Below are 26323 nucleotides of genomic sequence, written 5' to 3' on the forward strand. Positions count from 1 at the left end.
ACCGGAACTGGAGAACAATAATGCGTGATTATCAGCAATTCTATATCAATGGCGAGTGGGTTGACCCGCTGGTGCCGAATACGCTTGATGTGATCAACCCCGCTACCGAGCAGGTGTGTGCACAGATTTCCCTCGGCTCGGAAGGCGATGTTGATCGCGCAGTCACTGCAGCCCGCGCCGCGTTTGAGACCTACGGCCGCAGTACCCGCGAGGAACGCATTCAGTTACTGGAGTCCTGCGTTGAGACCTACCAGAAGTATTACAACGATATAGCGGATGCTGTTCGCGAAGAGATGGGAGCACCGAAGTCCCTGGCGATGTCGGCGCAGGCGCACGCGGGCCTGGGCCATCTGAAAGAGGCACTGCGGGTGCTGCGGGAATTCCCGTTTGAGGAAAACCTGGGCGAACACCGGGTGTTCAAGGAGCCGATCGGTGTCTGTGGCCTGATCACGCCGTGGAACTGGCCGCTCAACCAGATCGGCTGCAAAGTGGCCCCGGCCCTGGCGGTTGGCTGCACCATGATTCTCAAGCCCAGTGAGGTTGCACCGCTGTCGGGTTACCTGTTCGCCAAAGTGATGCATGAGGCGGGCGTCCCCGCGGGCGTCTTCAACCTGATCAACGGTGATGGTCCCGGGGTCGGTACTGCCCTGTCCAGTCATCCCGGTATCGATATGGTGTCATTTACCGGTTCTACGCGGGCGGGGTCGCTGGTGGCACAAAATGCGGCTCCCACAGTCAAGCGCGTCACCCAGGAACTGGGTGGCAAGTCGCCCAATATCATCCTCGATGACGCCGACCTGGAGAAGGCCGTGACCCAGGGCGTGCTGCACATGTACAACAATACCGGGCAGTCCTGTAATGCGCCCTCGCGTATGCTGGTACCGGCCGCGCGCCTGGCAGAAGCTGAGCAGATTGCTGCGAAGGTCACCGCGTCAGTGGTGATAGGGGATCCTGCCGACGAGGCCACGACCATGGGACCGGTGGTCTCCGCTGTCCAGTTCGACAAGATCCAGGGCCTGATTCAACAGGGTATTGACGAGGGTGCCAAGCTGGTGGTCGGTGGCCCGGGTCGTCCCGAGGGGCTTGAACACGGCTACTTTGTGCGTCCCACGATATTCTCGGAAGTAAATAACCAGATGACCATTGCCCGCGAGGAGATTTTTGGCCCGGTGCTGGTCATGATTCCCTACGATACCGAGGAGGAGGCCATTCGTATCGCCAATGACACCCCCTATGGCCTGGCCGGTTATGTACAGAGTGGCGATATTGAGCACGCCCGTCGGGTGGCTTCGCGTATCCGTGCCGGCAACGTCCATATCAACGGCGCCAGCGGTGGTTATAACGTGCCCTTTGGTGGTTTCAAACAGTCCGGTAATGGCCGCGAATGGGGGCCGCACGGGTTTACCGACTTCCTCGAAATCAAGGCAGTAGAGGGCTTTGGCACCTGACATGGGTGCCTTTATTCTCGCCATCGATCAGGGCACGACCGGTACCACGGTCGCCCTGATGGATGATCGCGGGGAACTTCGCGCCAGTGTGACCACCGAGTTCCCCCAGTATTATCCGCAGCCCGGCTGGGTAGAGCACGATGTCGGCGAAATCTGGCAGACCGTGCTCAGGGGTATCCGGGCGATTTTGCGCAAAAAGCTGTGCAGGCCCGCGGACATCGCTGCAATCGGCATTACCAACCAGCGCGAAACGGCACTATTGTGGGATCGCAAAAACGGCGAAGCCCTCAACCGCGCTGTCGTCTGGCAGTGCCGGCGTACCACGGGATTTTGCGAAACACTGAAGGCGGCGGGTCACGAAAAAATGATCAGGCGCAAAACCGGCCTGGTGCTGGACCCCTATTTTTCCGCCGCCAAATTCCGCTGGTTACTGCAGAACACACCGCGTATCAAAGCCAGGCTCGCCGCCGGGAGGGTTGCTGCAGGTACCATCGACAGTTACCTGATCTGGCAGCTCAGTGGCGGCGCGGCCCATGTGACGGACATCTCCAATGCCTCCCGTACCTCGCTGATGAACCTGAGTCGCTGCAGCTGGGACCGTGAACTGATGGCACTGTTCGAGATTCCCGAGGGTATTCTTCCCGATATCGTACCCTCGAGTGCCATTCTGGCGCACACCACCGGTATCCCGGGTCTGCCGGACGGTATCCCCATTGCCGGAGTGGCGGGAGACCAGCAGGCGGCCCTGTTCGGCCAGGCCTGTTTCAGTACCGGAGATGCCAAGTGCACGTTTGGTACCGGGTCTTTTATCCTGATGAATACCGGTTCCGAGTTATTACAGTCCCGTTCTGGCCTGCTGACTACGGCGGCGTGGCAATTGGGCGAGAAGGGCAAGCCGGTGTATGCGCTGGAGGGTGGCGCCTTTGTCTGTGGTGCTGCGGTGCAATGGCTGCGGGATGGCCTGCAGATCATTAAAACCGCAGCCGATGTTGAGGCGCTGGCGGCATCGGTAGCCGATAGCGGTGGTGTCGAATTCGTACCGGCGCTGACCGGGCTGGGGGCACCGCACTGGGCGCCGGATGCGCGTGGAACCCTTAGCGGCCTTACCCGGGGAACTGGCCGTGGCCATATCGCCCGCGCCACCCTGGAGGCCATGGCCCTGCAGAATGCCGACATCCTGTTCGCGATGGAGAGCGACCTGGACAAACGTATGCGGCCATTGCGCGTTGACGGTGGGGCCGCGGCCAACGACCTGCTGATGCAGATCCAGGCGAATGTGCTGGGCCGCAAATTGATTCGTCCCCGGGTGATAGAAACGACGGTCGCCGGGGCCTGTTACCTGGCGGGGCTGGGCGTGGGACTGTGGCAGAAACAGTCCGATATCCGCGCTATCTGGCAGGCCAGCCAGGAGTTTACCGTGGCAATGTCACCGGCGGCGCGAAGACAGCGGCAGGCTTCCTGGCAGGCCGCGCTCGCCCGCACCCTGTTGTGAGCCGCGAAGTGACGACGCATGGCTGATATCCTTCCCTTTCGTAAACCGTCGCTCAAGGAGCGGCACAAGGGCAACACCCTGTGCCGGCACGGGCATCACAAGTGGCTGGTCGACAAGGCCCGGCAGTTTGATGTCAAACAGGGGCGACTGGTGACCTGTTACCGCTGTAGCCGCTGTGGCAAGGAGCGGGTCAGCGCCGACTGAAACGGGCCATCAGCGGGCGTGCCATCAGCGGGGCTGCCGTCAGCCGGATTGGGTGCCCAGGTCTCCGAGATGACGCTTTAACTCGTCGATAAACAGTTGCGCCCGCACAGTTTGCGACTGCTCCAGTTCACTGACCAGGTAAACCCCTTCGTCGACCGCAATCACCTGGTCCAGGAGCCGCACCAGGGTTCCCCGGCGCAGGTCTGCGGCCACCTCCAGCCGATCAGCGAGAGCGATGCCAAGGCCCTGCCGCGCCGCCTCAATTGACTGGAAACCGTAATCAAAATGGATGTTGCCTACGCCCCTGGACTGCTCAATACCGTGGGTGGCAAACCATTCCTCCCAGTGTTGATAGCGCTCGTGCAGCAGGGTGTGGGCCAGCAGGTCTTCCGGTTCTTGTATCGGGTGCTCGCTGGATACCAGGGCGGGAGCACAGATCGGAAAGTAATATTCCTGGTAAAGCTTGGCGACCTGCTTGCCGCGGACATCGGGTATACCCAGGCAAAGCGCCAGGTCAAAGCGGGAGGGCAGGGTGCGCTGGTGTGGTTCGATGGTGATGAAACGCAGCTCCACTTCCGGATAACGCTGGCAGTAGGCCTTGATAACAGCCGGCAACCAGTTGGTGGAGATGGTGGGGGTGGTGGCGATCACCAGTTCGCCGGCCAGGGCATCCGGGTCAAGATGGACCACGCCTTCCGCCAGCACATCGAGTGCGGCCTGGGTGGCGATAAAAAAGCGCCGCCCCGCCGTGGTCAGCTGCATGCCGTTGTGGGCGCGATCGAACAGACTGCAGCCCAAGGCCTCCTCCAGCAACCGTACCTGGCGACTGAGGGCGGCATGGGTAAGACTCAGCTCTTCCGCGGCACGGCGAACATGGCTGTGGCGGCCCACGGCTTCAAAAGCGCGCAGGCTGTTCAGGGGGAAACGTCGATCCAGTGACATGCTTGGTAACTTTATCTAACCAGGACATGCAAATTTAATTGCTTGTGGAAACAGAAGCAACCCGTAAAAATACGCGCATGAAGCGGCCTGATGCTGCGCCCGGCTGGCAAGGCTGGTTCGGAAACCTGACGACGAGGTGAACTCCCATGACCCATATGCTCTATCCAACAACCAATCTTACCGCTACCGAGCAGCTGGTGATCACCCACGGTGAGGGCGTTTACGTTTACGATAACCAGGGCCGCCAGTACCTCGAGGGAATGAGCGGACTCTGGTGCACTGCCCTGGGTTACGGTAACGAGGAAGTTGTGGAAACCGCGGCCCGGCAAATGCGTACTTTGTCGTACTCGCACCTGTTCGGGGGCAAGACTCACCCTGCGGCCATGGAGCTGGCCGACAAATTGTCAGCCATGGTGCCGATGGCGGACGCCAGGGTTTTCCTGGGCAATTCGGGCTCTGATGCCAACGACACCCAGGTCAAGTTGCTGCGTTACTACTTCAACGCCATCGGCAAGCCTGAAAAATACAAGATCATTTCCCGTGAACGCGCCTATCACGGGGTTACGGTGGCGGCGGCATCGCTGACTGGCCTGGCGCCCAACCATACCCACTTCAGTCTGCCGTTTGATGCCCTGGGTGTACTGCGCACCGGCGCGCCCCACTTTTACCGCGATGGCCTGCCCGGCGAAACCGAAGAACAATTCGCCAATCGGCGTGCGGATGAACTCGAGGCGCTGATTCTTGCCGAGGGCCCTGAAACCATCGCCGCCTTTATTGCCGAGCCCATCAGCGGTGCCGGCGGGGTCATCGTGCCTCCGGCAGGCTATTTCGAGAAGGTCCAGGCGCTGTTGCGCAAGTACGATATCCTGATGTGGGACGATGAGGTCATTTGCGGCTTTGGCCGCACCGGCGCCGATTTTGGCGCCACCAGCCTGGGCATCCAGCCGCAGCTGATGTCCCTGGCCAAGGCGTTGTCCTCGGCGTATATGCCAGTGAGCGCCGCGCTCATTACCGGTGACATGTACGATGTGATGGTGGAGCCCAGCGCCCAGGTCGGTATCTTTGGCCACGGCTATACCTATGGTGGTCACCCCGTGGCCTGCGCGGTGGCTTCCAAGGTGCTGGAAATTTACCAGCGCGAGCAACTTTTCGAGCGAGCCCGGGTGATGGGCCTGTATATGCAGCAGAAACTGCAGGCTTTTGCCGACCATCCCCTGGTGGGGGAAGTACGCGGCATGGGTATGATCGCGGCACTGGAACTGGTCGCCAACAAGCAGACCCGGCAGGCCTTCAATGGTAATGCCGTAGGCGCTTACTGCCAGCTGCGCTGCCAGGAGCACGGACTGATTGTGCGGGCCATGGGGGGCAATAGCGTGGCGCTGTGTCCGCCGCTGGTGATCAGCGAGGCCCAGGTGGATGAACTGGTAGAAAAGCTGGGTCGTGCCCTGGATGAGACCCTGGCCCATGTCATCCGCGAAGAGCTGTTGGCAGCCTGAGCAGACACAGTTCTGCGCCATGGGCGCCATGGGCGCCCTGGCGCTTAACGCGTTATAGTAAACCCACATCCACGATAAGGAAGCCGACGAATGAGCCTTAACCTGACCGACCCGAGCCTGCTGCAGACGAAGGCCTATATTGATGGCAGCTGGGTGGACGCCGACGATGGCAGTACCTTTGCGATTACCAATCCCGCCACCGGTGCAGTGATAGCCGAGGTTGCCAAAACCGGCGCCGCGGAAACCCGCCGTGCGATTGAGGCGGCGCAGCGTGCGATGGATAAATGGAAAATACTGCCAGCCAAGCAGCGCGCCCAGATCCTGCGTAAATGGTTCGACCTGATGATGGCCAACCAGGAAGACCTGGCGATTATCATGACGGCCGAGCAGGGTAAGGTGTTGGCTGAATCTCGAACCGAGATCGCCTACGGCGCGTCTTTTGTCGAGTGGTTTGGCGAGCAGGCCAAGCGCATCGACGGCGATGTTATTCCCGGGCCCTCCGCAGACCGGCGGATTGTCTGTATCAAGCAACCGGTGGGAGTCGTGGCGGCCATCACGCCCTGGAACTTCCCCAATGCCATGATCGCCCGCAAGGCGGCACCGGCGCTGGCAGCCGGTTGCAGTATTGTCATCAAACCGGCGTCGGAGACACCGCTGTCGGCCTTTGCCATGGCGTTACTGGCCGAGCGCGCGGGTGTGCCGGCCGGGGTGCTCAACGTTGTGGCTGGTAGCTCTTCCGCAATCGGTGGTGAACTCACGGGAAACCCCATTGTGCGCAAACTGACCTTCACGGGTTCCACGCCAGTCGGCAAGATGCTGGAAGCCCAGTGCGCCGAGACCATGAAGAAAACCTCAATGGAGCTGGGTGGTAACGCGCCTTTTATTGTCTTCGATGATGCCGACCTGGATGCGGCCGTGGCAGGTGCGATGGTGTCCAAGTACCGTAACGCCGGCCAGACCTGCGTCTGTTCCAATCGTATGCTGGTGCAGGACAGCGTGTACGACGCCTTTGTCGAGAAGCTGGTAAAGGCCACCGCCGAGCTGGTGGTGGGTGACGGTTTCACCGCGGGTAATACCATCGGGCCGCTGGTTAACGCCGGTGCGGTAGAGGATGTTGACGCGCTGGTGCAGGCCTCGATCAGTGCCGGCGCCGAGGTCGCGTTCGGTGGCGGTCGCCACAGTCTTGGTGGCTGCTTCTACCAGCCCACGATTCTTACCGGGGTGACCTCGGAGATGGCGGTTTTCCGTAACGAGATTTTCGGGCCGGTGGCACCGGTGGTGCGCTTTCACACCGAGGAAGAGGCCATTGCCATGGCCAACGATACCGAGTTCGGGTTGGCATCCTACATGTACACCCGCGATATCGGGCGCGTCTGGCGGGTATCAGAGGCACTGGAGTACGGCATCGTCGGCATCAACGAAGGCCTCATTTCCAATGAAATGGCGCCTTTTGGCGGGGTCAAGGAATCGGGTTCCGGTCGCGAGGGCTCCAAGTACGGCATTGATGACTACGTCGAGATCAAGTACCTGTTGATGGGTGGCCTGGATCGCTAACAGTCTGTCGTACTTGCGCCTGACGGGCGTGGTTTAAAGGCATGCTTTTGGCGGGTTGTTGCCCCCCGGGGTTGGGCTCGGCTAAAAGCGCTGGTATTAGCAGACCCCGTATCAAATTCTTCCTGCCGCCCAGCAAAATAAATTGACCATTTTTTCCGCTGGATATGCCAACAACCGAATTTGCTGGCTATTCCTTTTTGATCGGAGTATTAGTGGAGTCGTAAATTCATTGAAAATAAAAAGTGGCTGTTTCTCCTGGGGAGGTTCGGCCGTTACCTTTTGTGTTTACCTGCTACTGCGTGCCGGAGTTGAACATGCGATCTGCTGCCGTTTGGTTGATAGGTTTGACTTTCATCTTGACGGGTTGCCTCGGCGATTCTAGCGGGACAGATTTAGATAATATGCCGCCAAGCGCGCCCATTGCGGCGCCAAGTGCACCCATCGTCGCCTGTGACTCGACGTTATCGGTTAACCGCGGAATCGCCTTTGACCCCCTTGTCATCCGTGAATTACCGGATCCATTCTGGCAGCAGGTGAATGACACCGAACAACCCCTGTTTGCCGAAGCGCTCCTGGTCAGTGGCGATTCACGCTCGCTGCTGACGACTCTCCCCCTCTTGATTGAAGACGATGAATTTGATGGGCCGGGGTTGCGGATGCAGCTCCCCCTGAATCCGGCAAGCATTTACGACGAGTTTGAGTACCAGCTGGTGTTGGTCGCTGGCGACCAGCGCTGCAGTGCGGGCACCGTGTCTGTCACCGGCCTCACACCTAGCATTGAACCCGACGCCACCTTGGCCGCGCTGGAACTTGTGCTGGAGAATCTACTGATCGAGTATGGCGTATCTTTCGGATTGACCAGCTGGGGGCAGCTGGAAACTGCAGTGAAGGAATTTGGCACGAATCCGGAGCCACAGGTTCGACTCGCTTCGATATTGATGGCGGTGGAAGCGCAGCAGGGCCTGCAACGGCAGCTGGAAGATCTCACTGCCGAAGAGCGGGAGACCGTCGCCGCGATTATCGAACAGCTGGATCTCATCGGAATCCTCCAGCTGCGGGCCGAGACGGTGGTTACGGGCCTGTCCATGTTCATTCCCCGTGATGATGGCGGACACAAGCTTGTGAGGCAGCCGATGCAAGTCCCGTGGGATGGCGATCGGTTGACGCCCCTTAATGGCGGGGTTTGCACTCTGCTGCCGGGTGATAAAGTGGACATCACTTCAGCCGCGGATCTGGACAAATACATGCGTGCCCAAGCTGACGCCAGTAACAGCGGGGATTCCGACTGGCGTCCGGTTCTCTCGGTACTCACCCCCCTGATACGCGGTGGCTCAGGCAATGTGGCCGGCATTGTCTTGTTGGTGGAAAACCTGGTGACCGGGTTTGACACCTACCAGTTGCCCAATCGGTTTACCAGCATGTCATTTGACGTTAATCCCGGGCAAAGAATCCTCGAAGACGATAATACGTCGAACAAGAACTGGCAGACCGCTGTCGTGGGAGCAAGCAGTGATGAGTGGAATCTGGATAAAAATATCATTGACGCTATTGGAACCGGGATAAGCGCTTCCCGATGGGTGGGCAGCCTGGACGAGGAGGCCCTTAGTCCGCTTCTCCAGACAGCCTCCAACTATCTCGATTTCACTATCCTTGAAACGTTGAAGAGTCAGGTCGGCGATGAGGGTTGTTTTATTGTGGCTGCCAACTCCTGGAGTGGGATTGACATTACCGGTGAGCAATATACAAAGCCGGAAGTCTTCGGTGAGAGCATCAGACTGGAAGAAGATGTACTCTTTGGGCCGACTGGACAGGTCACGCAAAAGATAAAAATTATTCTGCTCGATAAAGGCATAAGCGAACTAAGAGTCAGTATTCGGAATGCAGGTGGCCAGTTCGGTGGCAAAACCACGGCGAGGCTGCAGCTGGTTGAGGTTGCGCCGATTCGATTGACTTTTACTCCCCTCATCTATCGCGCCGAGACCCAGGGAGATGTTGTAGTTATGACTCTCAGTGTCACTGATTCTCAGCAGGCCGCTACCAGAGTTCCAGACATCGCGTTCCTCTCCGACGGTGCAAGCCTGCTATTTCCACCTGAAGTGTTATCAACCGGAGAGAACTCGGCGGTATACCAGCTTGAGGTGCTCACGCCAGTGGCAACGCAGAGCTATCCGGTGATCGTGGAAGCGTCCAGAGTGTCGCCGCTACCCCCGGCAGAAAAACGCATAGACCGTGGTGAGATCATTCTCGAAGAAACCATCACGCTGTTGCCTTCCCAGGCCTGCATCATCCTCGGTGAAACCCTTGATTTGACCGCCGAACTGGATGGCTTCAATCCTGGCACCAATGTCGAATGGAGTGTGGAGAGTCCCGCGCAACTCGGTAATTTCCAGATGTCAGGCGACGTAAGGGCAGCCCAGTTCTCCTCTGGCCAAACCGGTGCCTTCCTGGTTCAGGTCACGGCATCGAGCGTGGTCAAGCCTGGCACCGAGATCATCGACACGGCTTTGATCAGTGTTGGCAACTGTGAAAAGGTTCATGTCTGGGGTGTGCACCAGGCGAGAGCATCCGCCGGGGCGGGCACCAGTGAAGAGTCCTACGACAGCGTTGAGCTTGAGCGGTTGGAGCAAGCGCCTTTCCCCCCGGCACAGCACAACCTGTTCTGGTCGAGCCGTACCGAGCAGTTGGTGGAAACGCTCACGGGGACAGGTGAGAAAAACGGTCAACCCGCCACTGCAAGTATTTTCACCGAAGCCACGCTATCGGCGGATGCGGATGGAGTTGTGACTGTCCGGCATCGCGTGCCCGACATCGGCAGTGAGTGCATCGCCCCTGGCGCGGAAAGTGTTGATCAGACCATAAGCTGCACGGATGCCTACTCTTATCTGGGAGGCGTGGCAGTGTTCTATCTTGATATCGATGCGCCGAAGACATATCAATTGGATATTGCCGGCAGTTGTGACCTGACCGGCGAGGCGGTGGGCGGCATGGCACTGACCGCCTATGCGCTGCGGTTGCCGGCAGGTTCAACCACCGAACTGGAGCACACGTTGCCAAACGGGCCTTATAACGTCGCCTACGATGAGGTATCTGAAGAGGATCTGGCCGCGACAGAAAATTTCCTGAACCCGTTCCTGCTCCAAACCGCCACGACTGCCGGTAATATTTGCGGCAGCGGCGCTGGGGGTGTGTGGAGTGAAACAGTGCAATTCAGCTTTGACGGCCCCGTTGTGCCGGGCACCACTGATCTCATCACGGTGACAGTCGGTGTGGGATCCACCGTGTTGATGGACCTTTCCAGCGTGAATCTGACGGATTCGTTCTTCCTCACGGATGTGCCGAATATCAGCGGTGGCATTGGTTTTGTACCCAATCCCTTGTCCTTTCCTGTGTCACTTGAAGCACAGGGAACAGGGAAATTTATTGGCTCAATGGATACCCAGATGAGGATCGAACTGAACCAGGTTGACTAACGCACGCACTTGAGTAGGGCATCGATGACTACGTCGAGATCAAGTACCTGTTGATGGGTGGCCTGGATCGCTAACAGTCTGTCGTACTTGCGCCTGACCGTTTTTCCGCGCCCGGGGACCTCATTCGACGGTCTCCGGCGCCACGTAGCGCTGGTACAGGTGTTCGATGGCGGCTTCCTCCCCCAGGATGGTGATATGATCGCCGGGCTCTATGACGGTCTCTCCGCGAGGCTCCAGTAGCTCGCCGCTGCGGCGCACTCCGGCCAGGAAGGCTCCCGGGGGCAGATCGATCTCGGCCGCTCGAGTCCCCGCCAGCGATTCAGTGAGCTCGTCCTCGCCCACGAACAGTTCCAGAAACCGGGCATCGCGCAACAGAATCTCCCGCAGCCTGGTATGATCCTTCACGCTCCGCCAGCTCGATATGAAACCGGGGTCCTCCGGCCGGGCGGCCAGTTCGGCGAGCACCCGCAGATGGTGCCCGCCATGTTGCTCCGGGCTGATGAGAAAGAACAGGCCGTACAGTTCGTCGCCGATCGACGAATCATCCAGTCCCCTATCCGCCGCGTAGGCCAGGTCCAGCCCCTGCGGGCACCGCACCAGCACCAGCTCTGAGTGTTCCGTGCCCGCTACCCGCAGATGCAGCAGCAGCACCTCCCCGACGACGACAGCATCGCCGGCCAGGCTGGCGGCGAAACGGTCAGCGAGTTCGTCTGCGGCGAGAGCAGTGCGGGCGGCCAGGTTGGCGGCTGCCTTGTTTATGGCTCCCCGGAGACCGTCTTCCCGGTCCACTTCGATAACCGCCGCCCGGTGCAATATCTCGTCATAGGGATCGTCGTCTCGCAGTCCCTTTTCTTTGATGATTTCCCAGAACTCTGCCCGCAGTCCGGGATGCCGGTAGCGCCCCAGGCGGGCGAAGATGTAGTGCGATGCTCCGGAGCGTTCGACCCTCGGCCGGGCGTAGCGCAGGTACCACAGCAGGCCCAGCACGATTACCGCGAGGGAGAAGCTGATGGACATCCAGCCCATCTCGACGATCAGAAGCCCGCTGATCAGCATCCCCAGTACCGGCAGCCAGGGGTAGAGTGGCACGCGGAAACTGGGGTCGTAACTCTCGAGGCGACTTTCACGCATGACGATGACGGCCAGATTGAGGAGGCCGAATACCAACAGGTTGAAGGTGCTTCCCAGCTTTGCCACGTCCGCCAGCGGCAGCGCCACAATAAACACCACCATGGTCACGCCGGTGACGCCTATGCCCACAGTGGGCGTATGGAAGCGGCCAAGTCTGCCCAGGGCGACTGGCACCAGGTGGTCCCGCGCCATGGCCAGGGGATAGCGGCTGGCTGCAAGAATACCAGCATTGCCGGTGGAGATAAAAGCGAACAGAGCGGCAATCCCCACCAGGGTAACCCCGGCCCCTCCCGGTAGCCAATCGAACAGCTCCGCGGCGGCGTCGGCCACGGGCGCGTAGCCGGAACTGAGATCCTCCTGGCCCAACAGGCTGATCATTACGAACACGCCCAGCACGTATGCCAGCGTCGTGGTAATCAGCGCCATAAACACGCCCAGGGGCAGGTCCCGTTCCGGTTTCCGGACCTCTTCGCTGACACTGGCGACCTTGGTCAGGCCGGCATAGGACACAAACACCACGCCCACGGCGACGAAGAGTCCGTGAATGCCGTTGTCGGTGTGCAGGAATGGCAGGTGTCGGTCGGCCATTTCCTCACTGCCCATGGCGCTCACCTGCCACAGTCCCTCGCCGATGAAGAGTGCGAGGACGCACAGAAGTCCTGCTACCAGCAGCTTTTGCAGGCGCGTGGATTCCTTGGCGCCGACGATGTTTACCAGCACAAAGACGCCGGTAAGTGCCACGGCCAGAAGTTTCATGAACCATAGGGTGGAGGTAGTGCCGGGCTCGATAAAACCGCCGGTGCCAGGCATCACTGCCAGATAGGCGCCAATACCGACCAGGGCGAACGCGGACTTGAGCACCAGCGACAACCAGGTTCCCAGGCCGGCAATGGTGCCCACTGCCGGACCGAGGCTCCGGTCGATGAAGTAGTATGCTCCCCCGGCGCGCGGCAGGGCGGTGGCCAGCTCCAGCATGGCAAAAGCGGCCGGCACCATCAGCAGGCCCGCGATCAGGTAGGCCAGGGTGGCCGCCGATCCGGTGGAGGTGACCACAATGGCCGGCAACAGGAAAAAGCCGGAGCTGAACATGGCGCCGGTGGCGATGGCATAGACATCCCATAATCCGAGGGTTTTCCTGAGCTTTTTTTTCTTTTCCATGCGCTGCTATGGTTCCTCCTCGCAGCTCAAGCCATGAGCTTGTAAACGCCGGGTGATCGCTCGTCGGTCTGTTAAAGCATAGAACAAAACGGACTTGCCGCGGCGAGGTCAGCCGCTGCCCCGGCGCGGGCGTCCCAGCCCGTGCTTGCGCACCAGGCCGCGTATCTGGTGATAACTGAGCTTGAGCGCCTCGGCGGCCTGGCGCTGGTTGCCATTGTGCGCGCGCAGCGCCGCCTCCAGCAGCTCGCGCTCGACGGTGTGCATGTGCCGGGCAAAGTCAGTTGTCGTGCTGGTTGCTGCAATTGCGGGTTCTGGGTCAGTGGCCTCGATGGCCACACGTGTTTCCTGCCGTGGTGTGATGGGGGTGTCCGCATAGGGAGAGACGAAAGGGTCAATCACCACCTCGGCAACAGCGCGGCCTGGGTCTGCCCAGCGATGCAGTGATCGTTCCACAGCATTTTTCAGCTCGCGCACATTGCCCGGCCAATCGTGGGCCACCAGCTCCGCCATGGCGCTGTCACTGAATCCCGGAAACAATTCCCAGCCCAGTTCGGCGCACATCTGCAGCCCGAAGTGTGTGGCCAGTTCGGGAATGTCCTCGGGTCGCTGGTGCAGGGCAGGCAGATGCACCACATCAAAACTGAGTCGATCCAGCAGATCGGCGCGAAAAGTCCCGGTCGCGGCCTGGGCGCGCAGGTCGCTGTTGGTGGCGGCCACGACCCGCACATCCACCTGCAGGGTCTGTTGGCCACCCAGGCGTTCAAATTCGCCGTGTTCCACCAGCCGCAACAGCTTCTCCTGCAACCGCGGTGACATGGTGCCCAGTTCGTCGAGGAACAGGGTGCCGCCGTCGGCACGTTCGAATCGCCCCTGGCGCACCCGTGTGGCGCCGGTAAAGGCCCCCGGCTCATGGCCAAACAGCTCTGATTCCAGCAGCGAGTCAGCGAGCGCGGCGCAATTCACTTTAAGCAGCGGTGCCTCCCAGCGCGGAGACAGGTAGTGCAGGCGCTCCGCGGCGAGTTCCTTGCCGGTCCCCCGGGCACCGAGGATCAATACCGGGCGGTTGATGCCGGCAAGCCGCGAGACCTGGTCCAGGGCCTGGGCCAGTGCCACGGAGCTGCCAATAACGCGTTCGGGTGTTTTCATGAGGTAAATAATACCTCTTATAGGGTAAATAAAACCATTATTCAGGGTAAATTTAGCCTAATATGGAATCGCGAAACTGGTGTGACACCGTTCTTCAGGATATTTTTCCAATAAAAACAGGCGCTTGGGAAATATGGCATGGGATGTGTATTGATAAACCCGGTTGGCCGCCAAGCGGCTGTTAGAGATAACGGGGCATAATGCCCCGACAGGAGAGGGAACCATGGGTATTTTTTCGCGCATGACCGATATCATCAATTCCAACCTCAATGCGCTGCTGGACCAGGCAGAGGATCCCCGCAAAATGATTCGGCTGATCATTCAGGAAATGGAGGATACCTTGGTGGAGGTGCGTAGCTCCTCCGCCCGGGTACTGGCGGATCGCAAGGCGGTAGCCCGGCGGCTGGAACAGGCAAAGGCCGAGGTAGAGAGCTGGGAGCAAAAGGCGACACTGGCGATCAGCAAGGGACGGGAAGACCTGGCCCGGGCGGCGCTCCAGGAAAAGCACGTGCTTGAGGACGAGGTGGCGCTGGTGGCCGCCGAACTGGCCGCCACCGACGAACATATCACGCAGCTCAGCCATGAAATCGGCCAGTTACAGCAAAAACTCAGCGATGCCCGGTCGCGGCAGCAGGCCATGGTCATGCGCACCCAGACCGTGGAGTCACGGATCAAGGTGAAGCGACAAATGCAGCGCGAGGAGCTGGAGACGACATTCCAGCGCTTTGAGCAATTCGAGCGGCGTATGGACAACCTGGAAAGCCAGCTGGGCGCAATGGACATGGGACGCGATGTGCCGCCGGACCTGGCGGCGGAAATCGACGCACTGCAGAATGACGAGCGCATTAGCGGGGAGCTGGACCGGCTCAGGCAAGAGCTGCAGCGCAGGCAGGCATCGCGGGACTAATTATGGCCTGGCCTGCGGCAACGTGGCAGCATGTCACTCACGCGCAGGGCCGCCCCAAGGATATAAATCATGCAATTCTGGCAATTCATGTTCGTTCCCACAGTCCTGTTTCTGGTGGTCGTTGCGCCGGTCTGGATTGTCATGCATTACCGCAGCGTCAATCGGTCTTCCCGGGGGCTTAGCCAGGACGACCGGAAAACGATTGAACATATGCTGGTAACCGTGGACAAACTCAGCGACCGCATCGGCGTACTCGAGGATATCCTCGACGTGGATCACCCGAACTGGCGACAACAAACCGACCGCCGCGAGCGGAGCAAGGAGTAGATCATGTCTGTACACAATGATCGTTACAAAGAGCCGCGAGGCGATTTCAGTCGCAGCACCGGCGGCCTGACGGGTGGTTTTTGCACCCGTAGGGCCGCGGGCTGGGGCATGAACCTGTATCGCAATACCCGCGATGGCAAAATAGCCGGCGTCTGCGCCGGTCTCGCCAATCACCTGGATATCGCCCCCTGGGTGATGCGTTTACTGTGGTTCGTGGCTGTACTATTTACAGGAACCCTGGCCCTGTGGGCCTATGTCGGCATGTGGATCGCGTTGGCGCCACGTCCGGACCGCTATCGCAATAGCGGGAGAGACCGATCACCGCATGGCCCGGACCCGGGCCCCGACGTGGAAATGGAATACGACGAGTACCACCACGATTACCGGCCGCGCAAGGTGTTTCGCTACAGTGAGCCCGGCAGTGTGCGCCTGCGTCGAGCCAGTGAGCGCCTGGACGCCGCGGTGCGTCGGGTAGAAGATATGGAAACCTATGTTACCTCGCGGCAGTACGAGCTCAATAAAGAAATATCCGGTTTATAAATGCAGGTGGCAGGGGGTTCCCTCACCGGGAACATTTAAGCTATGCTCAAAATATGATGTTTTTTATGCAAGCTACTATTTTGGGCGCCCTTGTCACCGGGGCCGCCGGGTTTAGCCCGCTGACACCGGAGGAGGTGGGTCCATGACTGCGATCCAGGCGATCGACACTGGCTACACCGACCATGCCGACTATAGCGGTAGCATGACGCCCGAGCCATTTATCCCGCCACCACATGCCCTGCTGGCACTGACTGAAGCCCACCGGGCGATAGTGGAGATGTTGTCCCTGCGGCTCAGTAGCAAGGCGCTGGACAAGGCGCCGCGCGGCGATGGCCACCCGGTGATGATCTTACCCGGGTTTTTGGGTGCCGATGGCTACAATACGCGGTTTCGTCGCTACCTGACCAAACTCGGCTATGCCGTGCATGGTTGGGGCCTGGGGCGTAATCTCGGCCCCCGGGAAGGAGTACTTGAAGGCCTGCAGGAGCGCATCTGCTCGCTGTCGGATCGTTACGGTGGCCCCGTTTCCCTGGTCGGCCACAGCCTGGGCGGTATATTTGCCCGGGAGCTGGCGCGGGAATTTCCGGACCGGGTGCGCCAGGTCATTTCCCTGGGCAGCCCCTTTGGCGAGGGGCGCTTGACGGCCTCCTATCCCTCCCGCCTGTTCATGGCACTTAACCCGATTGATGAATTGCCGGTAGAGGAGCGCAACCTCCACGTGGTGCCACCAGTACCCACTACCGCCATTTACTCCCGGGGTGACGGCGTTGTTAACTGGCAAACCACCCTGCAGCGCGACGGCCATGAATTCAGTGAGAGCATTGAGGTGCGCGGCAGCCATTGCGGCATGACCCTGAACCCCACCGTGTGGTTTCTGGTGGCGGATCGCCTGGCACAGGAGCACGGCAGCTGGCAGCCGTTCCAGCGGCGCAGCTGGGCGGGCCTGCTGTATCCCGCCACTCAGGCCTGAGAGCGGGCTATTGCCTGAGCGTGAAACGCTATGTGGGTGCCAATGAAACTGGCGATAAAAAAGTAGCTGTGATCATAGCCCGGCTGGTAGCGGATATCCGCCCTGAAGCCGCTGTCACTGCAGGCTTGTTCCAGCAAAGATGTCTGTAGCTGTTGCGCCAGGAAATTGTCGGCCTCGCCCTGGTCAACCAGTAGCGGCAACTGTGTAGCCCCGGCACTGATCAGTTCGCAGCTGTCGTACTGTTTCCAGGTGTCCCTGTCTGGTCCCAGATAATGACTCAGTGCCTTTTCTCCCCAGGGGCAGCGGGCGGGTGCCACAATGGGCGCAAAAGCGGAGACCGAGGCATAGCGCCCGGGATTGCGCAGCGCCATTACCATGGCGCCATGGCCACCCATGGAGTGGCCAAAGATACTGCAGCGCTCCGCCTGTACGGGGAATTCAGCGGCAATCAGTGCCGGCAGCTCGGTCGCGAGGTAATCATACATCCGGTAATGGCTGCTCCAGGGAGCCTCGGTCGCATTGACGTAAAAGCCCGCGCCCAGGCCGAAATCCCATGCGCCCTCCGGATCGTCCGGGACATTATCGCCCCGGGGGCTGGTATCGGGACTGACAATGGCCACCCCGTGTTCCGCCGCATAGCGCTGGGCACCGGCCTTGTGCACAAAATTTTCGTCCGTGCAGGTCAGGCCCGACAGCCAGTACAGTACCGGCACCGGCCCGGCCTGTGCCTGTGGTGGCAGGTAGATCGAGCAGTGCATGTCGCAGCCCAGGGTTTCAGCGGCGTGGCGAAAGCGCAGCTGGCGACCGTCGAAGCAGCGGTTTTCAGAAACAACAGTCAGTGTCACAGGCAGCCTCTCAGTAAATCACGACGGAGCGGATGCTTTCGCCCGCGTGCATCAGGTCGAACCCCTTGTTGATATCCGCAAGGGGCATGGTGTGTGTCACCAGGTCATCGATATTGATCTTGCCATCCATGTACCAGTCGACAATGGTGGGGACATCCGTGCGGCCGCGCGCGCCGCCAAAGGCCACCCCGTGCCAGGAGCGTCCGGTAACCAGCTGGAAAGGGCGGGTTGAAATTTCCTGGCCGGCGCCCGCAACCCCGATAATGTAGCACTCGCCCCAGCCCTTGTGGCAGCACTCGAGTGCCTGCCGCATGACCTTGACGTTGCCGATACATTCAAAGCTGTAGTCAGCTCCACCCCGGGTGAGGTCGGTAACGGCCTCGACCACGTTGCTGACCTCGTTGGGGTTGATGAAGTGGGTCATGCCAAATTTTCGGCCCAGGGATTCGCGCTTGGGGTTCAGGTCAATGCCGATGATTTTGCTGGCACCCACCAGGCGTGCGCCCTGAATGACATTGAGGCCGATGCCACCCAGTCCGAATACCACCACGGTGCTGCCGGGCTCGACTTTTGCACTGTAGACCACGGCGCCAACACCGGTGGTGACGCCACAACCGATATAGCAGATCTTGTCGAAAGGGGCGTCCTCGCGGACCTTGGCCAGGGCGATTTCCGGCAGTACGGAGAAGTTGGCAAAGGTGGAGCAGCCCATGTAATGCAGTAGCGGCTTGCCGTCCAGGGAGAAGCGGCTACTGCCGTCCGGCATGACGCCCTTGCCCTGGGTTTCGCGAATCGCCTGGCACAGATTGGTCTTCGGGTGCAGGCAGAAATTGCATTCGCGGCACTCGGGTGTGTACAGGGGAATCACATGATCACCAGGACGCAGCGATTTCACGTCGGCGCCCACTTCGCGCACGATGCCGGCCCCTTCATGCCCCAGGATAGTGGGGAACGCACCTTCGGGATCGTCGCCGGACAGGGTGAAGGCATCCGTATGGCAGATACCGGTGGCCATCATTTCCACCAGCACTTCCCCTGACCGAGGGCCCTCCAGATCTACATCGACCACTTCCAGCGGTTGGCCGGCGCCAAAGGCAACAGCAGCACGGGTTTTCATCGGCGTTCCTTGTTCCTGTATGTGGATCGCCATGGTACGGCGCTGCTTTTGGCAGGACAAGCGCAAGGATTTAATTTAGTCTGGCGCCTGCATAAACAAAGCGGGGGCAAGGTTCAGAGCATGCAGGATCGTCTGGAAATATTTGGGGGTAGTGGTGAACCGTTATTGTTTGCCCATGCCAACGGTTACCCACCCGGCAGCTACCGCCGTTTGCTGGACCGCCTGGCAGCCCAGTACGCAGTAACCGGCTATCGGCATCGCCCCCTCTGGTCGCGGCAACCGGCGCCCGTGCGGGCCGATTGGAATCAGTTCGCCAATGACCTCATTCATACCCTGGAACGCAGTGCCAGCCCGCCGGTGTGGATGATGGGACATTCCCTGGGTGGGGTGGTGGCGATGCTGGCGGCGATCAGGCGGCCGGAACTGTTTCGCGGGGTAATCCTGCTGGACCCGGTGTTTGTGAAAACGCGCCTTGCGCTGGGATTGAATATGACGCCCCGCAGTCGCCTGCAGAAAATACCGATGATACGTCGGGCTCTGAACCGGCCCGACCGCTTTACGGATGTCCAGTCCGCCTTCGATTTCCACCGGGGCAAGCGCGCTTTCAGCGGCTTTGATGACGAGGTGCTGTGGGATTACATTCGGTCCGGCATCCGCCAGGGCGAACACGGTGAGTGGGAACTGGCGTACCCGGCCGGTTGGGAGGCAGCGGTTTATTCGTCATTGCCACTGGTGTGGCCGCGCCTGTTGCGACTGCGCGTGCCTACCCTGGGGATACGTGGCGAAACCTCCGACATTCTGTCGGCTGCCGGCCTGCAACGCTGGCAGCGGCTGCAACCCAAAGCGGAACTGCACACACTGCCGGGTGGACACTTGTTCCCCCTTGAATACCCGGACCTGACGGCGGAACGGGTGCTTGATTTTCTGGCGCGGCAGCCGCGCTGATGTTGCACCGCATCTGGCTGGGCTTTTTCCTGTTGGCCTTTGTCAGTGCACTGTATCAGTGGCTGTTTGGCGGTGATGCGGAAGTATTCCAGCGCATGGTAGCAGCGCTGTTTGATATGGCGGGGTTGTCGGTGCAGCTGGCAATAGGCCTGATCGGCCTGATGGCACTGTGGCTGGGCGTCGTTGCTGTAGGTGAGGCCTCGGGGCTGGTGGCCAAACTGGCGCGCGCGCTGTCGCCCCTGTTTACCCGGCTGATGCCCGAGGTGCCGCCTGGCCATCCGGCCATTTCCTCGATGACATTAAACCTGTCGGCCAATGTCCTGGGCCTTGATAATGCCGCCACCCCCCTGGGGATCAAGGCGATGAAGGACCTGCAGAGCCTCAACCCCACGCCCGCCACAGCCACCAATGCACAGATTCTGTTTCTGGTACTCAATACCTCATCGGTGACCCTGTTCCCGGTAACGGTACTGTTGTACCGCGCGCAGCTGGGGGCGCCCGATCCGGCTTCGGTTTTCATTCCCATCCTCATCGCCACCGGGTGTTCCACCCTGGCCGGCTTGCTGGTTACCGCCTGGGTGCAACGTATCAGCCTGCGCGATACCATCGTTTTGGGCTATCTCGGCGCGGCCTTTGCCGTGTTGCTGGCACTGGTGGGCTGGTTTTCCACGCTTACCGCGACAGAACTGCAGCGGCAGTCGAGTTTGCTCAGCAACCTGCTGATTATCAGTTTGATAATCCTCTTCCTGGTGGTTGCGCATCGGCGCTCGGTGAACGTCTATGAAACCTTTATCGAAGGCGCCAGGCAGGGCTTTGAGACGGCGATAGCGATTATTCCCTACCTGCTGGCGATGCTGGTGGCGATCGGCGTGTTCCGCGCCAGCGGGGCACTCGAGTTGGTGTTGGACGCCCTGCGCGGAGGCGTTGGCCTGCTGGGCCTTGATACCCGCTGGGTTGAGGCAATGCCCACCGCAATAATGAAGCCGTTGTCCGGCTCGGGCGCCCGGGCGATGATGATTGATACCATGAACACCTATGGCGTTGATTCCTTTCAGGGACGGCTGGCAGCCACCATGCAGGGTTCCACGGAAACAACCTTCTACACCCTGGCGGTCTATTTTGGCGCGGTGGGTATTCGCCATGCCCGCCACGCCCTGGGTTGTGGCCTGGTAGCCGACGCTGTGGGCATTATCGCGGCCATTGTGGTCGCCTACTGGTTTTATACCTGAGTATGAGACTGTCATAAAAGCTTCATACGGAGTTGGCAACAAAGGGCGTGTATACGCGGTACCCGCACGATAAACTGCTCAAGATAGCAGTAAATACGAACTCGTTATTCCACAGCAAGAGAGCAAGATGCCTACTTCCCTGACCAAACGCCTGGCTGACCTGGATGAAAGCCTGTTTATTCCCAGGGAACTGAGCTGGTTGTCGTTCAATTCCCGGGTGTTGCAGGAAGCCGCGGATATTACCGTTCCGGTGATCGAACGATTGCGCTACCTGGGTATTTTTTCCAATAACATGGACGAGTTTTTCCGGGTGCGGGTGGCGGAAGTTCGTCGCCTGATTACCGTATCGGAGGGGCCCTCCAAACAACAGGCCAAGGATCTTCTGGCGGCAATTCTGAAACGGGTGGGGGAACTGCAAAAGCAGTTCGAAATAACCTATAACGCGGTACTCAAGGATCTGCAGGCACGGCACATCTACATGATCAACGAGCGTCAGCTTGACGACCGGCAGGCGGCTTTTGTGCAGGCTTATTTCACCGAGACGGTGCTGCCCGAGCTGGAACCCATTCTGCTGCGTGACGCGCAACCCATTCCGGTGCTCAATGACGAATCCATTTACCTCGCCGTGGATATCCGCTCCGGCGATAACTACAACTATGCCGTGGTGGAAGTGCCCACTGACCGTCTTGAGCGCTTTGTGCAGATACCCCAGCGCAAGGGCAAGTCCGGCAAGGTATTCATTGCCCTCGATAATGTCATGCGGGCCGGCCTGCAGCAGACATTCCGTGGGGTTTTCCCGATTGATGAAGCGGCTGCCTATTGCTTCAAGTTTTCCCGGGACGCAGAACTGGAAATAGACCCCGGTATCACCGAGAGCCTGATCAACAAGATGGAGAGTAGCCTGAAACAAAGACGCAAGGCGGAAGCCGTGCGTTTTGTCTACGACATGGCCATGCCGAAGCGGCTGCTCGATTACCTGTGTACACGATTCAACTTTGGCAAGTACGACAGCCTGATAGGCGGTGGTCGCTACCACAATTCCAAGGATTTCATATCCTTTCCCAATGTCGGCCCCCGGTACCTGGAGTTCCGGCCTTTGCCGCCCATTCGCCTGCCCCGGCTGGACGATCCCGGTAGCCTGTTTGATAACATCCGGGAAAAGGACGTGTTCCTGTACTATCCCTACCACACCTTTGACTACATTATTGACCTGTTGAAAACAGCCGCCCTGGACCCGAAGGTCACGGCGATCAAGATCTGCCTGTATCGAGTGGCGAAGATTTCCAGGGTTATCGATGCCCTGGTGAATGCGGTGCACAACGGCAAACGTGTGCTGGCGGTGGTGGAGCTGGCGGCGCGTTTTGACGAGGCGGCGAATATCAGCTGGGCGCAGCGCCTCACCGAAAACGGCATTAACGTGATCTTTGGTATTCCCGGGTTGAAAGTGCACAGCAAGCTATTGCTGATCGAACGCCGCGAAGACGGTAAAAAGCGCTTTTACAGCCATGTGGGTACCGGTAACTTCAACGAGAAAACGGCCCGTCTGTACACGGACTTCACCCTGCTGACCTACGACCAGAGCATCGGCCGCGACATTTATGACGTGTTTGATTTTCTGCAGTTTACCTACAAGCGACCACGCTATCGCTCCCTGCTGGTGTCCCCGCACAGTACCCGGCCCGGATTACTGCATCTGATAGAACATGAAATCGCCAATGCGCGTGCGGGCTATCGCGCGGAAATGACCCTGAAGTGCAACAACCTGGTCGACAGGCAACTGGTGATGAAGCTGTATGAAGCCTCCGAGGCCGGGGTCATGGTAAAGCTCATCATCCGCGGTATGTGTTCCCTGTTACCGGGTGTTAAGGGCATCTCGGAGAACATCGAGGCGATCAGCATTGTTGATCGCTATCTTGAACACCCCCGGGTCTATGCATTCCATAATCGTGGCAACCCTCGCTACCTGATGGGCTCGGCCGACCTGATGACCCGCAACCTGGATTACCGGGTAGAGGTTTTATGCCCCATTAATGACGAAGCGGCCAAGAAAACCCTGCAGGATATTCTTGATCAACAGTGGTATGACAATGTGAAGGCGCGCATTATTGACCAGCACCAGTTGAATGAATTTGTACCACGTAGCAACAAGGCAGCTATTGTCCGCTCCCAGGAATCGATTCACCGCTACCTGAGTACCGGCAAGCTGCCTCGCTACCCCAGATCCCCGCTGGCGGCCAAGAAACCACAGCGTCGCCGCAAGCGGCGGTAATCGGAGGGGCGCGCCCTCTGGTAATAAAGACGGTCCTGCAGGCCCCAGGCTTTTTTGGTAGACTCCCGGCCCTTTTTCATCCCGAAGAGCCCACCATGGCCATTGCTTCGCGTTATCCCCTGCTGTTTATGTTTGCCGCTTTGCTGACCCTGTCCTCATCGCCGTATGCCGATGAGCACGGTGCGCAACCGGAAGCCGCCGCTACTCCTGATATCCCGGAGCCATTGCATGTCGAACATGCCGGCTCCGTGCGCATAGACGGTAAAACCATAGACTACACCGCCACGGCGGGCACGCTGGTCATGAAAGACGATGACGGCAAGCCGATCGCCCACTATGGTTATACCGCCTATACCCGCGACGGGGCCGACAAGGGCGAGCGCCCGATCATGTTCGCCTATAACGGGGGCCCGGGCTCCGCGTCCATGTGGTTGCATATGGGTATCCTGGGGCCGCAACGTACTGTCATTGAGGACATCGCCTTCAATACCAGCGGGCCGTTTCGCTACCAGAACAATGAGTACAGTATTCTCGACAAGGCCGACCTGGTGATGATTGACCCGGTTGGTACCGGCTTTTCCCGCGCTGTGGGGGAGGGCAAGAGTGAGGACTTCTGGGGTGTTGATAACGATATCAGGACTGTTTCAGATTTCATCGCCCGCTATGTCACAGTGAACGCTCGCTGGACATCGCCCAAGTACCTGCTTGGCGAAAGTTATGGTGGTATTCGCAGCGGCGGCGTCTCCTACGACCTGCTCAGCCGTCACAGCATTGCGCTTGAAGGCGTGATTCTGGTATCACCTTATATGGATTACGTTGCTGGCAATGCGGGCACGGCAAACGACCTGCCCTACGTTAATTACCTCACCACTTACGCGTCCACCGCGTGGTATCACGAGGTGAGTGAGTACCGGCCCGACAGTCTGGAGACTTTCCTGGAAGAAGCTGAAACCTTTGCCCTGGAAGTCTACGCGCCGTTATTGCTGAAAGGGCATCGCGCCAGCGCCGCAGAGCGCAAAACTGTGCTCGAGGGTCTGCAGCGCTTCACCGGCATCAGCGCCGATTACTGGGACCGCGCCAACCTGCGTATCGACGAATCCCGCTTCGCCAAGGAATTACTGCGCGAGCAGCGCAAAACGGTAGGGCGTATCGACTCGCGTTTTGTGGGCGATGCGCTCAACCATATCGGTGAGCGTTTTAGCTACGATCCCTTTTTCCCCTCGGTGGGGCCGGCGTTTGTCGCAACCTTCAACGACTATTACCGGGAAGTGCTGGGCGTTGAAACCGACATGAACTATGTAACCTCTGCCGGACTCTGGCGGGACTGGGGACAGGAGCACGAGCACCCCGGGCCGATCGGCAACCAGCCGGTGGGGAATCTGGCGGTCGACCTGGCCTACGCCATGACCCAGAACCCCAACATGCGCCTGCTGGTACAACAGGGCTACTACGACCTGGCGACACCGGTAGGTGCAACGCGCTATTTTCTCGATCATATGGAGCTGCCGGAAAGACTGCGTGGAAACATCACCGAGGCCTATTACGAAGCGGGCCATATGATGTACCTGCACAAGCCATCCCTGGGCAAGTTCAAGCGCGATCTGGCGGATTTTATCCGCTAGTCGTCTGCGGGCGGGTCGTCGGCGCTAAAGATCGTGCATGCGGTTGCTTTGTTGCGCCAGCAGCATGGTTTCATGTACCTCCATGTCAAGCAGTTCCTTTAGCAGCTCCTCGGCTTCGGGGATATCCGCTTTGGCAACGAGAAAACGGTAGAGCTCGATCAGCTGGTTATGCATGCTGAAAACACTTTTACAGATATCCTCAAAGCTCTGGTTGGAATACAGCGGGCAGTAGGTGATGCCGGTGTCGAAGGGGGAGCTGGCGATATAGTTGAAAATCCAGGTGTCCAGCAGCTTGGGGTCCGCCTGTTCCTCAAAGCGGGCTACCATTTTTTCCAGCTCGGTTTCATGGTCAGCCAGGTAAGTCTGCAGCCACTTCGCCCTTTGGTCCGGTTGTTTATCCGACGTGGTGGAGAGGCTGTGGGCGAGATGCTGGTGCAACTGGCGCGACCAGTCAATCAGGTGCTGGAAGGTTTCTATTTTCATAGGGTCCTCTTTTGGGCGGTCTGGCAGGGTGGTTTTCCCCCTGACTCGAGTTTATACACGCGATTCCAGCCCCATGGTACTGCATGAGGCATTTTCCCGGGCGCTAATGATGCTTGCTTGAGCGAGGTCAAGCAAGTCATGGCGGCTGTGGTGGCTTCTGCTCAGGCTGTGGAGGGATTATCGCAGCGCTCTACCCGAATGGTATGAACGCTCTGGTTAACGGGTAGCCCGAACTGGTTGAAAATGGCGACATCCGCCGCGTCCCGTCCGTAGCCAACAACGATATAGCCGTCCTCACGCTTGCTCTGGGTTGCATCAAAGGTGTACCAGCGGTCACCGACATAGGCCTCAAACCAGGCGTGCATATCCATGGGTTGCAGGTTGTAGAGGTAGCCAACGACCATACGCGCCGGGATACTCAGGCTGCGACAGAGGGCGATGCCCAGGTGCGACAGATCGCGACATACCCCCGACTGGCGCTGGTTGACCTCCACCGCCGATTCCGGGTACTCGCTGCTGCCGGGCAGATAGCGGATGGTGTTACGCAGCCAGTCTTCAATGGCGGCAACCTGGTCATAGCCCAGCAGGTGCCCTGCGGTGATTTCGCTGGCCATGGTGAAAAACCGGTCCGATTCGCAGTAACGGCTGGGCAGCAGGAAGCTCAGCACCTGGTCCGGCAGGTTCTGCACCGGGACAAACGGTGCCCCGGGGGCAATCGCGACCACATCAGGGACCATGACCTCGGCGGCTGCGCGAATGGAGAACGGCCCCGGCGGCGCCACCAGCCGTTGGCAGTAATTACCGTAACCATCGGTGAATTCCGCGACCGGCACGCTCGGCAACAATCGATACTCTTCCCGGGCAACCCATTGCTGTGGACCGCGCCTGGGTCGCAGCATGAGCATGAAGGGGGTGGGCTCGATAATGTCGAACGACAGGTCACAGCTGGTAGTGAACCACATGGGGAAAGCCTGCTTCGGAAGAGGAGGGCGATGCGACCACTGTAGCAAACGCCGAATGGTATTACG

The 26323-nt window shown here is 59.4% G+C and carries 21 protein-coding genes; 14 read left to right on the forward strand and 7 right to left on the reverse strand.

The features are described 5' to 3' along the window. Positions 1–20: 20 nt before the first annotated feature. The 3 genes from CWI75_RS07170 to CWI75_RS07180 are packed head-to-tail and all read left to right on the forward strand — an operon-like array spanning position 21 to position 3144. Complete coding sequence (locus CWI75_RS07170; protein WP_101520789.1) at positions 21–1448, forward strand: aldehyde dehydrogenase family protein; 1428 nt, start codon at positions 21–23, stop codon at positions 1446–1448. Beyond that, positions 1438–2940 (forward strand): glycerol kinase GlpK, encoded by a 1503-nt coding sequence (glpK, locus tag CWI75_RS07175; RefSeq protein WP_241521117.1) that lies wholly within the window; start codon positions 1438–1440, stop codon positions 2938–2940. The genes CWI75_RS07170 and glpK overlap by 11 nt, the downstream gene beginning before the upstream one ends. A gap of 18 nt (positions 2941–2958) precedes the next feature. Further along, a complete protein-coding gene (locus CWI75_RS07180; protein WP_101520791.1) occupies positions 2959–3144 on the forward strand; it encodes a hypothetical protein in 186 nt (61 codons plus the stop codon). Positions 3145–3183: 39 nt separating this feature from the next. Here the strand turns inward: CWI75_RS07180 and CWI75_RS07185 are convergent, their stop codons facing one another. Continuing rightward, positions 3184–4086, reverse strand: coding sequence for a LysR substrate-binding domain-containing protein (locus tag CWI75_RS07185; RefSeq protein WP_101520792.1), 903 nt, complete (start codon positions 4084–4086; stop codon positions 3184–3186). Between the two features lie 146 nt (positions 4087–4232). Between CWI75_RS07185 and CWI75_RS07190 the strand changes: the two genes are divergently transcribed. From CWI75_RS07190 to CWI75_RS07200, 3 genes are all read left to right on the forward strand, one after another. Next, complete coding sequence (locus CWI75_RS07190) at positions 4233–5582, forward strand: aminotransferase (protein WP_101520793.1); 1350 nt, start codon at positions 4233–4235, stop codon at positions 5580–5582. Between the two features lie 90 nt (positions 5583–5672). Further along, entirely contained in the window at positions 5673–7136 is a 1464-nt protein-coding gene (locus CWI75_RS07195) for a succinate-semialdehyde dehydrogenase (protein WP_101520794.1), read from the forward strand. Between the two features lie 401 nt (positions 7137–7537). Continuing rightward, positions 7538–10606 (forward strand): hypothetical protein, encoded by a 3069-nt coding sequence (locus CWI75_RS07200; RefSeq protein ID WP_101520795.1) that lies wholly within the window; start codon positions 7538–7540, stop codon positions 10604–10606. 120 nt (positions 10607–10726) lie between these two features. Here the strand turns inward: CWI75_RS07200 and CWI75_RS07205 are convergent, their stop codons facing one another. Next, complete coding sequence (locus tag CWI75_RS07205) at positions 10727–12895, reverse strand: amino acid permease (RefSeq protein ID WP_101520796.1); 2169 nt, start codon at positions 12893–12895, stop codon at positions 10727–10729. Positions 12896–13003: 108 nt separating this feature from the next. Beyond that, a complete protein-coding gene (pspF, locus tag CWI75_RS07210; RefSeq protein ID WP_101520797.1) occupies positions 13004–14041 on the reverse strand; it encodes a phage shock protein operon transcriptional activator in 1038 nt (345 codons plus the stop codon). A gap of 223 nt (positions 14042–14264) precedes the next feature. Between pspF and pspA the strand changes: the two genes are divergently transcribed. The 4 genes from pspA (at position 14265) to CWI75_RS07230 (ending at position 16785) form a co-directional block, all read left to right on the forward strand. Beyond that, complete coding sequence (gene pspA / locus CWI75_RS07215) at positions 14265–14948, forward strand: phage shock protein PspA (RefSeq protein ID WP_101520798.1); 684 nt, start codon at positions 14265–14267, stop codon at positions 14946–14948. Between the two features lie 69 nt (positions 14949–15017). Next, the gene (gene pspB, locus CWI75_RS07220; protein ID WP_101520799.1) at positions 15018–15275 is read left to right on the forward strand and encodes an envelope stress response membrane protein PspB; all 258 of its coding nucleotides are present in this window, start codon (positions 15018–15020) and stop codon (positions 15273–15275) included. Positions 15276–15278: 3 nt separating this feature from the next. Further along, positions 15279–15815 (forward strand): PspC domain-containing protein, encoded by a 537-nt coding sequence (locus tag CWI75_RS07225; protein ID WP_101520800.1) that lies wholly within the window; start codon positions 15279–15281, stop codon positions 15813–15815. A 142-nt stretch (positions 15816–15957) separates the two neighbouring features. After that, positions 15958–16785, forward strand: coding sequence for an alpha/beta fold hydrolase (locus CWI75_RS07230; protein ID WP_241521118.1), 828 nt, complete (start codon positions 15958–15960; stop codon positions 16783–16785). Here CWI75_RS07230 and fghA read toward each other — a convergent pair. After that, on the reverse strand, positions 16776–17624 hold the full coding sequence (fghA, locus tag CWI75_RS07235) for an S-formylglutathione hydrolase (RefSeq protein ID WP_101521015.1): 849 nt from the start codon (positions 17622–17624) through the stop codon (positions 16776–16778). The two genes, CWI75_RS07230 and fghA, sit on opposite strands and share 10 nt — an antisense overlap. Positions 17625–17640: 16 nt before the next feature. Further along, positions 17641–18747 carry an S-(hydroxymethyl)glutathione dehydrogenase/class III alcohol dehydrogenase gene (locus CWI75_RS07240; protein WP_101520801.1) on the reverse strand — a complete coding sequence of 369 codons (1107 nt, stop codon included), beginning with the start codon at positions 18745–18747 and terminating at the stop codon, positions 17641–17643. Positions 18748–18867: 120 nt separating this feature from the next. Between CWI75_RS07240 and CWI75_RS07245 the strand changes: the two genes are divergently transcribed. The 4 genes from CWI75_RS07245 (at position 18868) to CWI75_RS07260 (ending at position 24812) form a co-directional block, all read left to right on the forward strand. Then, the gene (locus tag CWI75_RS07245) at positions 18868–19692 is read left to right on the forward strand and encodes an alpha/beta fold hydrolase (protein ID WP_146003558.1); all 825 of its coding nucleotides are present in this window, start codon (positions 18868–18870) and stop codon (positions 19690–19692) included. Beyond that, positions 19692–20921, forward strand: a complete 1230-nt coding sequence (locus CWI75_RS07250; RefSeq protein ID WP_101520803.1) for a nucleoside recognition domain-containing protein — start codon at positions 19692–19694, stop codon at positions 20919–20921. The genes CWI75_RS07245 and CWI75_RS07250 overlap by 1 nt, the downstream gene beginning before the upstream one ends. Before the next feature lie 127 nt (positions 20922–21048). Next, complete coding sequence (gene ppk1 / locus CWI75_RS07255) at positions 21049–23190, forward strand: polyphosphate kinase 1 (protein ID WP_101520804.1); 2142 nt, start codon at positions 21049–21051, stop codon at positions 23188–23190. Positions 23191–23285: 95 nt separating this feature from the next. Further along, positions 23286–24812 (forward strand): S10 family peptidase, encoded by a 1527-nt coding sequence (locus CWI75_RS07260; RefSeq protein WP_101520805.1) that lies wholly within the window; start codon positions 23286–23288, stop codon positions 24810–24812. A 24-nt stretch (positions 24813–24836) separates the two neighbouring features. On the opposite strand, the gene CWI75_RS07265 is transcribed toward CWI75_RS07260, so the two are convergent. Together CWI75_RS07265 and CWI75_RS07270 are read right to left on the reverse strand one after the other, a co-directional pair. Further along, positions 24837–25295, reverse strand: a complete 459-nt coding sequence (locus CWI75_RS07265) for an ATPase (RefSeq protein ID WP_101520806.1) — start codon at positions 25293–25295, stop codon at positions 24837–24839. A 161-nt stretch (positions 25296–25456) separates the two neighbouring features. Beyond that, entirely contained in the window at positions 25457–26257 is an 801-nt protein-coding gene (locus CWI75_RS07270; protein ID WP_101520807.1) for a transglutaminase-like domain-containing protein, read from the reverse strand. Positions 26258–26323 lie beyond the last annotated feature (66 nt).

Origin of the sequence: Kineobactrum sediminis, assembly GCF_002868715.1 — a bacterium.
GTDB classification, from domain to species: domain Bacteria; phylum Pseudomonadota; class Gammaproteobacteria; order Pseudomonadales; family Halieaceae; genus Kineobactrum; species Kineobactrum sediminis.